This window comes from Subtercola boreus (genome assembly GCF_006716115.1).
GTDB lineage: Bacteria > Actinomycetota > Actinomycetes > Actinomycetales > Microbacteriaceae > Subtercola > Subtercola boreus.
The window spans coordinates 2,373,830-2,386,336 of sequence record NZ_VFOO01000001.1 but is presented as its reverse complement, the minus strand read 5'-3'; the positions used below and the strand labels follow the sequence as shown (position 1 = coordinate 2,386,336).

Genomic DNA, 12,507 nt, shown 5'->3' with positions numbered 1-12,507 from the left:
AGCACCGACATGTCTTCACCCGAGGTCGATTGGGATGCCCTGCGAGCGGTTGCCAATGAAGCCGCCACGCACGCCTACGTTCCGTACTCGCACTTCCCTGTCGGCGTCGCGGCGATCGTCGACGACGGGCGGATCATCTCCGGCGCGAACGTCGAGAACGCCTCCTACGGTCTGACGCTCTGCGCCGAGTGCGCGCTGGTGTCGTCGCTGCACATGACGGGCGGCGGCAAGCTCGTCGCGTTCACCTGCGTCGACGGCCAGGGCGGGGCGCTGATGCCGTGCGGGCGCTGCCGCCAGCTGCTCTACGAACACAGCGCAGAGGGCATGCTGCTCGAGACCGTGTCGGGCATCCGCACGATCGACGAGGTGCTGCCCGACGCGTTCGGGCCGCGCACGCTTGTCGAGTACAGCGAGGCGACCAGCGGGGCCTGAGGCTGAGGGGCGCCCCGGGCAGCCACCGGCACCGGCGACGGCGAGGTCACGAACCACCGGCACCGGGCACCCCGATCACCCGCCCGCCGGGGTCGGCCGCCCTCCGATCATCCACCCGCCGGGGTCCGCCCCCCGAACGTCCGCCCGTCGGCGTCGGCCACCCCGAACATCCACCATCCCCCCACCTGGGAGCACCACATGAGCATCGAAGCCCACGACGTCGTCGACCTGATCCGCACCAAGCGGGACGGCGGCACGCTGACCACCTCCCAGATCGACTGGATGATCGACGCCTACACCCGCGGCTACGTTGAAGATGCGCAGATGGCAGCCATGGCGATGGCGATCCTGCTGAACGGCATGGGTCGACCGGAGATCCGCGATCTCACGCTTGCGATGATCGCAAGCGGCGAGACCATGAGCTTCGAGGGGCTCGGCAAGACGACCGTCGACAAGCACTCGACCGGGGGCGTGGGCGACAAGATCACCCTGCCGCTGATGCCGCTCGTGGCCTCGTTCGGGGTCGCGGTGCCGCAGCTCTCCGGGCGCGGGCTCGGGCACACCGGTGGAACGCTCGACAAGCTCGAGAGCATCCCCGGCTGGCGGGCGTCGCTGTCGAACGAGGAGATGTTCCAGCAGCTGCGCGACGTCGGCGGCGTCATCTGTGCGGCGGGCAGCGGACTCGCGCCGGCCGACAAGAAGCTCTACGCCCTGCGGGACATCACCGGCACGGTCGAGGCGATTCCCCTGATCGCGTCGTCGATCATGTCGAAGAAGATCGCCGAGGGCACGGCCGCGCTGGTGCTCGACGTGAAGTTCGGCTCCGGTGCGTTCATGCAGGACATCGCCAAGTCGCGGGAGCTCGCGCAGACGATGGTCGACCTCGGCAACGACGCCGGGGTGCGCACGTCGGCGCTGCTGACCGACATGCACCGGCCGCTCGGGCTCGCGATCGGAAACGCGAACGAGGTGCGGGAGTCGGTCGAGGTGCTGGCCGGCGGCGGGCCCGCGGATGTGGTCGAGCTGACGCTCGCGCTCGCCTCCGAGATGCTCGCGCTCGCCGGGCAGCCCGACGCGGATGTCGCGGGAGCGCTCGCCTCGGGGCAGGCGATGGACTCGTGGCGGGCCGTGATCCGCGCGCAGGGCGGGGACCCGGATGCCGCGTTGCCTGTCGCCCGCGAGACGCACACCGTGCTGGCTCAGTCGTCGGGTGTGCTGCTCGAGCAGCTCGCCCTCCCGTTCGGCATCGCGGCCTGGCGGCTCGGTGCGGGGCGGGCACGGGCCGAGGATCCGGTGCAGCACGCGGCGGGCATCGACCTGCACGCGAAGGCCGGCGACACCGTTGTGGCCGGGCAGCCCCTGTTCACGCTGAGCGCCGACGAGCCTTCCCGTTTCGAGCGGGCCCTCGAGGCGCTCGACGGCGCCTACGCCATCGGCGACCCGGCCGAGTACGTGGCCCGCGGCCCCCTCGTGGCGGAGCGCATCGCCCCGCGCTGACCGGTGAGGGGTCGGTGGGAGGTGAAGCCTACGGGAGTGCCGGGCGGATCGGCGGGGGCACGGGCGCGGCTCGGGTGAACGCCGTCACGGCCTCGTGGAGGTCTGCGGTTCCGTCCTCGTCGGGCGGCAGGGAGCCGATGAGCAGCGTTGCGAATCCCACCACATCCCGGTGTACGGCTGCGGTGAACGATTCGACGCTGCCCTGGTCGATCTCGCCGCCGCTCCCAGAAACGCGGACACCTCTGGCGCTCCGCCGAAAAGTCAGCGTGAAGGGCGAAGCGGTGGCCTCGAACGCGGCGTGAGCGGTTTTTGCGCGGGGGCTCAGGATGCTCGTTACCGCGAAGAGGAGGGAGGCGAGCGAGGGGACGACCATCATTGAAGCGTTCGGTTGGAGGCCGTGCGAACTCGCGGAGCCGAGATTCCCTGACACGGTGAGGTCGCAGAGGCCCAGCCCCGCCGAAGGTCCCTCCAACGGTTCGAGATCATGGAATGTGAAATGGAGCATCGAACAATCATGACATCGACTCACGAAGTGGTGAGAGGAGGGTTACGGGGCGGGGTCGCCGATGCGGCGGAGGGCGTCGGTGACGAGGGCCCAGAAGCGCGCGTGGTCGAGGGTGACCGCGACCTGGGTGGTGCAGTCATCCGGAGCGGGCGCCCGGAAGTCGGCCACGGTCATCCCGAGCGTGAGTGTTCCGGTGAGTTCGACGTCGAGGGGTACGCGCCGGGTGGTCATGACGGAGGGGTCGATCACGTAGGCGACGGCGCAGGGGTCGTGCACGGGGGGCGAGTCGAAGCCCTGGTGTTCGCGGTAGGTCTCGCCGAAGAATTCGAGCAGTTCGCCGACGAAGCGGGCAGGCGCTGTGTCGATCTCCGCAATCGATGCCGCGACCGCTGGCGTCGCGAGGGCCTGGTGGGTGAGGTCGAGCCCGACCATCGTGAGCGGCCACGACTCGTTGAATACGATGTGCGCGGCTTCGGGGTCGATGATGATGTTGAACTCGGCCGTCGCGCTCCAGTTGCCGCCGGCGTAGGCGCCGCCCATCAGCACGATTTCGCGCACGCGGGAGGCGATGCGGGGCTCCCTGCGCACGGCCATCGCGATGTTCGTCAGGCCCGCGGTCGCGACGAGCGTGATCTCGCCCGGCTCGTGCGCCATGATCGTGTCGATGATGAGGTCGATCGCGTGCCGAGGGTCGAGCGTGATCGTGGGCTCGGGCAGCACCGGACCGTCGAGCCCGGATTCGCCGTGGATGCTCTCGGCCACCTCGACCTTCCGCACGAGCGGGCGCGCGGCGCCGGCCGCGAACGGCACGCCGGTGATGCCTGCGACGCGCGCCACGGAGAGCGCGTTCCGCGTGACCTTCTCGAGCGTCTGGTTGCCGACCACCGTCGTGACGGCGACCAGTTCGACGTCGGGGTTGCCATGCGCGAGCAGGATCGCGATGGCGTCGTCGTGACCGGGGTCGCAGTCGAGGATGATCTTGCGCGGCATGGCTGGCCTTTCGACGGAAGGAAGAATCTCTCGATCATATATGAAACTTGTCTTCATATATGAAAGGATGCTCGGCATGACCGAAACGAAGAACGACCTCGACGCCGCATCCGGAGCCCGCAGGGTCGAGTGGATCCGCTCCCGCATGCCCCTGCTCGCCCAGGCCCGGGAGGACTTCGAGCGCACTCGTCCGTTCGAGGGCCACCGCATCGGCATGTCGCTCCATGTCGAGCCGAAGACGGCCGTGCTCGTCGAGACCCTCGCGGCCGGCGGTGCGGAGATCGCCGGTACGGGCAATCACGGCTCCACCCAGGACGATGTCGTCGCCTACCTGAACGACCTCGAGGTGGACGGTCGGCGCCTCACGATCTTCGGCCGGCGGGACGACGACCTCGTCGCGCACCACGCGAACGTCGGTCGCGTGCTCGACGCGCAGCCGAGCATCCTGCTCGACAACGGCGGTGACCTCGCGGCCGGGATCGTGGCGCGCGGCGGCACCGCGAGCATCCTGGGCGGCACAGAGGAGACGACCTCCGGCGGGGACCGGCTGCGCACCGAACTGGCAGGTCTCGTGCCGTTCCCCGTGATCGTGATCAACGACAGCCTGCTGAAGCAGATCGGCGAGAACAAGCACGCGGTCGGCCAGTCGGTGGCCGAGAGCTTCATGCGCATCACGAACCTGATGGTGCCGGGCACCCGGTTCGTCGTCGTCGGCTACGGCTGGTGCGGACGAGGCGTCGCCCACTATCTCCGCTCGCTCGGCGGCAAGGTGGCGGTCGCCGAGATCGACGAGCTGAAGGCGTTCGAGGCGGCGCTCGACGGGTTCCGGGTGTCGACCGCGGTCGATCTCGCGCCGTGGGCCGACGTGATCATCACCGCGACAGGCCGACCCGGTGTGGTGGGCGCGGAAGTCTTCGACCGGATGCACGACGGCGCCATCCTCGCGAACTGCGGCCACTTCCCGTGGGAGATCGACGTGCCGGCCCTCCTCGCGTCGAGCGTCTCGAGCCGGGCCGTCGATGAGGCGATCGACCGGATCGAGCTGCCGGACGGCCGCCATCTCGTGCTCCTCGCCCAGGGCCGCATGTTCAACCTCGCGGGTCGCTCACCCAAGGGCAATTCGATCCAGTCCATGGACCTCGGATTCCTGCTGCAGACGCTCTCGCTCGAACGCATCGCCCTGGCTGCGGCCTCGGGTTCGTTGCCGGCCGGTGCCCAGCCGGTGCCCGACGACATCGAGCGCACGATCGCGCGGCGCATGCTCACCGCGATGTCGGCGTCGGCATAGGCGAGCGGATGACCGGCTCACCGTCGACCGCGGGCCCCGACTACGCCGTGCCCGCGCTCGACAAGGCGCTCGACGTTCTCGAGCTGCTGGCATCGAGCGACACCGGGCTCAGCCAGGCGCAGATCGCCGCGGCGATCGGCCGGAGCGCCACCCAGATCTTCCGCGTGCTCACGCTGCTGGAGCGACGGGGCTACCTCTACCGCGACGCGGGCACCGGCGTCTACCTGCTCTCGACGATGCTGTTCGAGCTCGCGCACCGGCAGGAACCGCTCCGGTCGCTGATCGCTGCGGCGCAGCCCCCGATGCGGCGGCTGGCCGAGGAGACGCGGTCGTCGTGCAACCTCAGCGTGCTGGATGCCGGCCGGATGCGCGTGGTGACGCAGGTCGTGAGCCCGGGCGACTTCGGGTTCCAGGTGCGGGTGGGCGCGCTGTTCCCCGTCGAGACGACGGCGTCGGGGCGGGTGCAGCTGGCGTTCTCGGGCGAAGGTTCCGCGGCGGCCGGTCACGCCGACCTCGCGGAGATCCGGGCGAACGGCTACCTCGAGCATCCCGACGCGCTGCAGCCCGGCGTCACCGACATCGTGTTCCCGGTGCTCAGCAGGGAACGCGCGCTCGCGGTACTCACCGTGCCCTACGTCGCGACGAGCTTCAGTGAGCGCACGAGCGACTTCGTGCGCTCACGCGCCGCCGTCGCCGCCCGGCAGATCGGGGTCGATCTGCTCGGCGGCGGATCCTGAACCCGGCATTTCGTGTCTGCCGTCAGCGGCTTCCGATAGATTGTGTTCTGCTCGGCGCTCGCACCGAGGCCGCGACGGGGCTGAGCCCCAGGAACACCGGAGGAACCAGATGTCAGACCGAGGCGAAGAGTATTTCCTGAGCGGAACCGACATCAGCATCAGCTCCCTGCCGAAGGTGTCGCTGCACGACCACCTCGACGGCGGCCTCCGTGCGGGAACGATCGTCGAGCTCTCCGACGCGATCGGCTTCGACCTTCCGGCGTCGACTCCGGATGACCTGGCCGACTGGTTCGAGACGAGTGCCGGATCGGGTTCGCTCGTCGACTACCTCAAGACGTTCGATGTGACGATCGCGGTCATGCAGACCCGAGAGGGCCTCAGCCGCGTCGCGCGCGAATTCGTCCAGGACCTGGCCGCCGACGGTGTCGTCTACGGCGAGGTGCGCTGGGCGCCCGAGCAGCACCTCGCGTCGGGCCTGACGCTCGACCAGACCGTGGAGGCCGTGCAGGCCGGCATCGAGCAGGGCATCGACGATGCGCGTGCGGAGGGCCGCGTCATCCGTGTCGGCCAGCTGATCACCGCGATGCGGCACGCCGATCGCGCCATGGAGATCGCCGAGCTCGCCGTGCGCCACCGCGACCGCGGGGCCGTGGGCTTCGACATCGCCGGCGCCGAACTCGGCTTCCCGGCGGGCAACCACCGTGCGGCGTTCGACTACCTCGCCCAGCAGTACTTCCCCGTGACCGTGCATGCCGGCGAGGCCGATGGCCTCGACAGCATCCGGGGCGCCCTCTTCGACGGTCGCGCCCTGCGGCTCGGGCACGGTGTGCGCCTGGCCGAGGACATCACCATCGAGCGCCAGGACGACGAGAGCACCTACGTGACGCTCGGCGGCCTCTCACAGTGGGTGAAAGACCGGGAGATCGCGCTCGAGCTCTCGCCGTCGTCTAACCTCCAGACGGGAGCGATCGAGAAGTGGGGTGACGATCTCTCCGATCATCCGTTCGACCTGCTCTACCAGCTCGGTTTCAAGGTGACAGTGAACACCGACAACCGGTTGATGAGCAACACCACGATCAGCCGTGAGCTCGCGCTGCTCTCCGACGTCTTCGACTACGACCTCACCGATCTCGAGACCTTCCAGTTGAACGCTGCCGCCGCCACGTTCCTTCCGCTTGAAGACCGTGAGGAGCTGGCTGATGTCATCTCCGAAGGTTTCGACGAAGCGTAGAGCGGATGCTCGCCCTCTCTGACGCGGGAATCCTGCTCGGCCGTACGGCGGCCGACTGGCGGGGTGCCGTGCTGCTCGCCGGGGAGGGGCTGGAGGCGGCCGGGTTCGCGGCGGCGCCGTACGGCCAGCGGATGGTCGGCATGGTCGAGGAGTTCGGTGCCTACATCGTCATCGCACCCGGGCTGGCACTTGCGCATGCCCGGCCGGGGCCCGATGTGGTGACGTCGGGGATGTCGGTGGTGACGCTCACCGAACCGGTGGTGTTCGGGCATCCGTACAACGACCCGGTGTCGGTTGTGCTCGGTCTGGCCGTCATCACGGCCGACGAGCACGTCGCGGGCATCGCAGAACTGGCGAATGTGTTCAACGATTCGTCGGCGATCGGCCGGCTCGCTGCGGCCCGCAGCGTGGCCGACGTTCGTGCGGTCTTCGATGTTCCGGGAGTATCGTCGTTCCGGGAAAGACACTGACGGAGAATGACATGAAGATCGTGGCGATCTGCGGGGCCGGCGTGGGAACGTCGGGAATCCTCAAGGTGAATGCGGAGCGAGCACTGGCGCGGCTCGACATCGAGGCTGAGGTGAGCGCGACAGATGTGGCGAGTGTGGCGATCGCCGCGGCGGATGCGCAGGTCATCCTGACGTCGCCGGAGTTCGTCGACCGGCTCGGCAAGACGAACGCCGACGTGATCGTGGTGCAGAACTACTTCGACGTCGACGAGCTGACGGCAAAGCTCGAGGCTGCGCTGGGCTGACGCCTCAGGGCGCCCGCGCGTCCGCGAGCCCGAGCGACCGCATTCCCGAGCGCCCGCGAGCCCGAGCGACCGCGAGCTCGCGCTCTCCTACCGGCCGAACCGCTCCGCCCGTTCGGCGAGCACCAGGTCGGCTGAGATCGCCGTGGCTGCGGCCTGCAGCGCGGGCAAATACTTCTCGCGAACCGAATCGGTCGTACCCGACGACGCAGCCGTAGAGATGTTGATCGCGGCGACCACGGTGCCGCTCTCATCGCGGAGCGGGACGGCGATCGAACGGAGGCCCGGCTCGAGTTCCTGGTCGACGACGGTCCAGCCGGCGTCCCGCACCCTGTCGAGCTCCCGGATCAGCGCGCTCTCCGAGACGACCGTGCGTTCGGTGAGGGCCTGGAGCTTCACATGGTGGAGGTAGTCGTCGAGCGCGTCCGGGTCGAGACCCGCGAGCAGCACCCGGCCCATGGATGTCGCGTAGGCGGGCAGCCGTGTGCCGAGGTTGATGCCGACCGTCATGATGCGGTGCGTCGGAACCCGCACCACGTAGACGATGTCCGGCCCGTCGAGGATGGCCGCCGAGGTGGCCTCCCCGATCGTGTGCGAGAGCTCCTCGAGGTGTGGCTGCGCGACCTCCGGCAGGGTGATCCCCGAGAGGTAGCTGAAACCGAGTTCGAGCACCTTGGCGGTGAGCGCGAAGTCGCGCCCGTCGCTCCGCACGTAGCCGAGTTCGATCAGTGTCATCAGGAAGCGCCGGGTGGTCGCCCGGGTGAGGCCGGTGGCGCGCGCGATGTCGCTGAGGGTCATGCGCGGGGTCTCGTGGGAGAAGACGCGGATGACGCTCAGCCCGCGGGCGAGCGACTGCACGAAGCCGCTGCTCGGCCCCGGAATGTCACTCGTCACGACACCAGCTCGCGCATCCCCGCTTCGAGGGCGCCGAGGCGGAGCGCCACTGACTTCTTGCGCTTCTCCAGCTTGCCGGAGTCGCTCGAGACGTCGATGTAGACCTTGAGCTTCGGCTCCGTTCCGCTCGGGCGCACCATGATGCGGGATCCATCGACCAGCCGGATGCGGAGGATGTCGCTCGGCGGGAGCTCCGCCGACCCTGCGGCCAGATCGTCGATGCCGGCCACGTCGATGCCGCCGATGTTCCGGGGCGGTTCGGCGCGTAGTCTCTGCATGACGCTCTGGATGAACGTGAGGTCGGTGACCCGCAGCGAGATCTGGGCGGAACCGAAGTGGCCGAACCTCTCGCTGAATCGGTCGAGCTGGTCATCCAGAGTGAACCCGTCGACTGCGAGATCGCTTGCCAGCGCGAGCAGGGCGACTGCTGCGGAGATTCCGTCTTTGTCGCGCACGGTCGCCGGATTGACGAGATAGCCGAGCGCCTCCTCGTACCCGAAGATCAGGCCGGGCACGCGCGACACCCACTTGAAGCCGGTGAGGGTCTCGCGAAAGCCCAGGCCGTAGGCACGCGCGACAGCCGCGAGGGCGGGGGAGGAGACGACGGAGCAGGCGAGAGTCGGGCGCGGCCTGCTTCCGTCGACGGCAGCCGGAGCGTTCGCGCCCGACGTCGCGTAGGCCTCGGCGGCACGCCAGCCGAGCAGCGCTCCCACCTCGTTGCCGGTCAGCCGGCGGAAACCCGATTCCGTGCTCTTGTCGGGCACGGCGATGGCCAGACGGTCGGCGTCGGGGTCGTTGGCGATGATGAGCTGGGCCCCGCCCGACCGTGCGGCCGCGTACGCGAGGTCGAGGGCGCCGGGCTCCTCGGGGTTCGGGAACGCGACCGTGGGGAACCGGGCATCCGGCCGGATCTGCGACGCCACCACGTCGGGCTCGATGAAGCCCGCCGCGCCGAGCACACGGGAGAACGTCTCCCAGCCGACACCGTGCAGCGCGGTGTAGACGGTGCGCGGCTGTGCCCCGATCTCAGCGGCCGGGAGCCAGCACACCGCCGCCGTCTCGGTGACGTATGCCTCGAAGACCGATTCCGGTGCCAGCTCGTAGTCGGTCGAGCGCGGCAGCGCTGTGATGGGCCCGGCCGCGGCCACCCGCACGATGTGCGCCTGGATCTCTTCGTCGACGGGGGAGATGATCTGCGATCCCTCGTCGGCACCGCCGAGGTACACCTTGTAGCCGTTGTCGTTCGGCGGGTTGTGCGACGCGGTGACCATCACGCCGGCGCTCACGCCGAGGTGTCGCACGGCGAAGGCGACCAACGGGGTCGGCAGAAGGCGGGGCAGCAGGATGGCGCGGACGCCGGCGCCGGCGAGCAGCTCGGCCGAATCCGTGGCGAAGACCTGCGAGTTCTTGCGCCCGTCGTACCCCACCACCACCGACGGCACCTCGCCCGGGGCGGCGCGTTCGAGCAGGAAGTCGGCGAGCCCGCGGGCGGCCTGGGCCACGAGCACCCGGTTCATGCGTTTCGGGCCCGCTGCGATCGCCCCGCGGAGGCCGGCGGTGCCGAAGGTGAGCCGGCCGTCGAAACGGTCGGCGAGTTCGGAGACCGCGGTCTCGTCTCCGCCTTCCGCTGCCGCGACGAGCGCGGTCAGTTCGGCTCGGGTCTCCTCGTCGGGATCCTGCGCGATCCAGGCGTGGGCGGCGGTGGCGAGTTCGCCGCGCGCACTCACAGGGCCGCCACGATGCGGGCGAGGAGGGCGCTGATCACCGGCTCGGCCTGCTGGCCGGCCTCGATGACCTCCTTGTGCGAGAGCGGCGTCTTCTGGATGCCCGCCGCCAGGTTCGTGATGAGTGACATGCCGAGCACCTCCATGCCCGCCTCACGGGCTGCGATGGCCTCGAGGGCGGTCGACATGCCCACGATGTGGCCGCCGATCGCCTTGGCCATCTGCACCTCGGCCGGCGTCTCGTAGTGCGGCCCGCGGAACTGCACGTAGACGCCCTCGTCGAGTTCGGCATCCACCGACCGGGCGATGTCGCGCAGGCGCTTCGCGTAGAGATCGGTCAGGTCGATGAAGGTGGCGCCCTCGAGGGGCGAGTCGGCGGTCAGGTTGATGTGGTCGCTGATGAGCACCGGGCTGCCCGGCTTCCAGCTCTCGCGGATGCCGCCGGCCCCGTTGGTGAGGATCATCACCTTCGCGCCCGCCGCGGCCGCCGTTCGCACGCTGTGCACGACGCGGCGCACCCCGTGGCTCTCGTAGTAGTGCGTGCGCGCGCCGATCACGAGCGCGTGCTTGCCGCTCGGCAGGCGCACCGAACGGAGCGACCCGACGTGGCCGACCACGGCGGGCGCGCTGAAGCCGACGATCTCGGTGGCCGGGATGGTGGCGATCGTCTCACCGATCAGATCGGCGGCCTTCGCCCAGCCGCTCCCGAGGGTGAGGGCGATGTCGTGCTTCTCGATGCCGCTCCGCTCGGCGATCTGGTCGGCTGCCTCGCGGGCGATGTCGAAGGGACTCGAGTCGGGCTGGTCGAGAGGATTCAGGGCTGCTGCAGAAGACATGCCTTTACTGTAGTTAACACGATCGTCATCTTCCGGGACCAAACCGGAACCTGTGGAGTTTGTCGGCGGATGGGCGGCTGGGGAAGAATAGACGCATGGCCTATGAATTCGAGCGCAAGCAGAGAATCACCGTTCTTGGCGGTGGGCCGGGCGGGTACGAAGCGGCCATCGCGGGAGCCCAGCTGGGTGGCGAGGTCACCCTGATCGAACGGGTCGGGGTCGGCGGATCCGCCGTGCTCACCGACGTCGTTCCCTCGAAGACCCTGATCGCGACGGCCGAAGCGGCGAATGCGATCGGCGACGCGGCCGACCTCGGCGTGCAGTTCTTCAGCCGCAACGACACGGGCCGGCCGATCCGCCCCGACGTCGCCGTGAACATCGCCGCGGTCAACAAGCGCCTGCTGGGGCTGGCGCGGCAGCAGTCCGAAGACATGAAGTCCACGCTCATCCGCTCGGGCGTGAAGATCGTGCAGGGCGAGGGCCGGCTCGACGGGCCCGACGCCGTGATCGTGTCGACGGGCGGCCCCGACGGAGTCGACTTCGACCGCATCGAGGGCGACACCACGGTGATCTCGGTCGGAGCCAACCCGAGGTTGCTCGCGAGCGCCATGCCCGACGGGGAGCGCATCTTCACCTGGACGCAGCTCTACAACCTGCAGTCGATCCCCGAGCACCTGATCGTGGTCGGGTCGGGTGTGACGGGCGCCGAGTTCGCCTCCGCCTACACCGCTCTCGGCTCCAAGGTCACGCTGATCTCGAGCCGCGACCAGGTGCTGCCGGGTGAGGATGCCGATGCCGCTGCCGTGATCGAGAACGTCTTCCGGCGGAACGGGATGACCGTGCTCTCGAAGTCCCGCGCCGACTCCGTGGTGCGCACCGAGAACGGCGTCATCGCGACCCTCTCCGACGGGCGCACCGTCGAGGGCTCGCACTGCCTGATGGCCGTCGGTGCCGTGCCCAACACCGCCGGCATCGGGCTCGAAGAGGCGGGCGTGCAGCTCACCGAGAGTGGACACATCCGGGTCAACCGCGTCGCCCGCACGAGCGTGCCGAGCATCTACGCGGCGGGGGACTGCACCACCTTCCTGCCGCTGGCGTCCGTGGCGTCGATGCAGGGGCGCACGGCGATGTTCCACGCGATGGGCGATGCGGTGAACCCGACCGAGATCAGGAACGTCGCGTCGAACATCTTCACGCAGCCCGAGATCGCGACCGTCGGCTGGACGCAGCGGCAGATCGAGGAGGGCATCGCGCAGGGCGACATCTACAAGCTGCCGCTGTCGGAGAACCCCCGGGCCAAGATGATGGGCATCAAGGACGGTTTCGTGAAGCTGTTCGCGCGCACCGGTTCGGGCACCGTCATCGGCGGGGTCATCGTGGCGCCGAAGGCCTCGGAGCTGATCTTCTCGATCGCGCTCGCCGTGGAGCACCGGCTGACGGTCGACCAGGTGTCGCGGGCGTTCACGGTCTACCCGTCGCTCACGGGCTCGATCACGGACGCGGCGCGAGCGATGCACATCGTGCTGTAAGGGTCGCTCGCCCTCTCGCTCACAGCGGCTCTGGATGCCCGGGGTTGTCCACAGGGGTGCGCTCAGGTCATGGTTGAGCTAATCTCATTTAAT

13 protein-coding genes are annotated in these 12,507 nt (G+C 69.2%); 8 read left to right on the top strand and 5 right to left on the bottom strand.

What is annotated here, in order from left to right; translation table 11 throughout:
- Nucleotides 1-9 precede the first annotated feature (9 nt).
- On the top strand, nucleotides 10-432 hold the full coding sequence (locus FB464_RS11085) for a cytidine deaminase (RefSeq protein WP_116413807.1): 423 nt from the start codon (nucleotides 10-12) through the stop codon (nucleotides 430-432).
- A gap of 198 nt (nucleotides 433-630) precedes the next feature.
- On the top strand, nucleotides 631-1,929 hold the full coding sequence (locus tag FB464_RS11080) for a thymidine phosphorylase (protein WP_116413808.1): 1,299 nt from the start codon (nucleotides 631-633) through the stop codon (nucleotides 1,927-1,929).
- Between the two features lie 28 nt (nucleotides 1,930-1,957).
- Here FB464_RS11080 and FB464_RS11075 read toward each other — a convergent pair whose 3' ends face one another.
- Nucleotides 1,958-2,434 (bottom strand): hypothetical protein, encoded by a 477-nt coding sequence (locus FB464_RS11075; protein ID WP_142206673.1) that lies wholly within the window; start codon nucleotides 2,432-2,434, stop codon nucleotides 1,958-1,960.
- 42 nt (nucleotides 2,435-2,476) lie between these two features.
- The gene (gene uriH / locus FB464_RS11070) at nucleotides 2,477-3,424 is read right to left on the bottom strand and encodes a uridine-preferring nucleoside hydrolase UriH (protein ID WP_116413810.1); all 948 of its coding nucleotides are present in this window, start codon (nucleotides 3,422-3,424) and stop codon (nucleotides 2,477-2,479) included.
- A gap of 76 nt (nucleotides 3,425-3,500) precedes the next feature.
- On the opposite strand from uriH, the gene FB464_RS11065 reads away from it, so the two are divergent.
- The 5 genes from FB464_RS11065 (at nucleotide 3,501) to FB464_RS11045 (ending at nucleotide 7,434) form a co-directional block, all read left to right on the top strand.
- A complete protein-coding gene (locus FB464_RS11065; RefSeq protein WP_116416447.1) occupies nucleotides 3,501-4,712 on the top strand; it encodes an adenosylhomocysteinase in 1,212 nt (403 codons plus the stop codon).
- An 8-nt stretch (nucleotides 4,713-4,720) separates the two neighbouring features.
- Nucleotides 4,721-5,449, top strand: a complete 729-nt coding sequence (locus FB464_RS11060; protein WP_116413811.1) for an IclR family transcriptional regulator — start codon at nucleotides 4,721-4,723, stop codon at nucleotides 5,447-5,449.
- A gap of 109 nt (nucleotides 5,450-5,558) precedes the next feature.
- Nucleotides 5,559-6,680 carry an adenosine deaminase gene (locus tag FB464_RS11055; RefSeq protein WP_116413812.1) on the top strand — a complete coding sequence of 374 codons (1,122 nt, stop codon included), beginning with the start codon at nucleotides 5,559-5,561 and terminating at the stop codon, nucleotides 6,678-6,680.
- Nucleotides 6,681-6,685: 5 nt separating this feature from the next.
- The gene (locus tag FB464_RS11050; protein ID WP_116413813.1) at nucleotides 6,686-7,150 is read left to right on the top strand and encodes a PTS sugar transporter subunit IIA; all 465 of its coding nucleotides are present in this window, start codon (nucleotides 6,686-6,688) and stop codon (nucleotides 7,148-7,150) included.
- An 11-nt stretch (nucleotides 7,151-7,161) separates the two neighbouring features.
- Nucleotides 7,162-7,434, top strand: coding sequence for a PTS sugar transporter subunit IIB (locus tag FB464_RS11045; protein WP_116413814.1), 273 nt, complete (start codon nucleotides 7,162-7,164; stop codon nucleotides 7,432-7,434).
- 87 nt (nucleotides 7,435-7,521) lie between these two features.
- Here FB464_RS11045 and FB464_RS11040 read toward each other — a convergent pair whose 3' ends face one another.
- From FB464_RS11040 to FB464_RS11030, 3 genes are read right to left on the bottom strand one after another with little or no spacing between them, the layout of a single operon-like run.
- The gene (locus tag FB464_RS11040; RefSeq protein WP_116413815.1) at nucleotides 7,522-8,325 is read right to left on the bottom strand and encodes an IclR family transcriptional regulator; all 804 of its coding nucleotides are present in this window, start codon (nucleotides 8,323-8,325) and stop codon (nucleotides 7,522-7,524) included.
- Nucleotides 8,322-10,052, bottom strand: a complete 1,731-nt coding sequence (locus FB464_RS11035; RefSeq protein WP_116413816.1) for a phospho-sugar mutase — start codon at nucleotides 10,050-10,052, stop codon at nucleotides 8,322-8,324. Before FB464_RS11035 ends, FB464_RS11040 begins: the two co-directional genes overlap by 4 nt.
- Entirely contained in the window at nucleotides 10,049-10,885 is an 837-nt protein-coding gene (locus FB464_RS11030) for a purine-nucleoside phosphorylase (RefSeq protein ID WP_116413817.1), read from the bottom strand. The genes FB464_RS11035 and FB464_RS11030 overlap by 4 nt, the downstream gene beginning before the upstream one ends.
- A 95-nt stretch (nucleotides 10,886-10,980) precedes the next feature.
- On the opposite strand from FB464_RS11030, the gene FB464_RS11025 reads away from it, so the two are divergent.
- Entirely contained in the window at nucleotides 10,981-12,414 is a 1,434-nt protein-coding gene (locus tag FB464_RS11025; RefSeq protein WP_116413818.1) for an NAD(P)H-quinone dehydrogenase, read from the top strand.
- The last annotated feature ends 93 nt before the right edge of the window (nucleotides 12,415-12,507 follow it).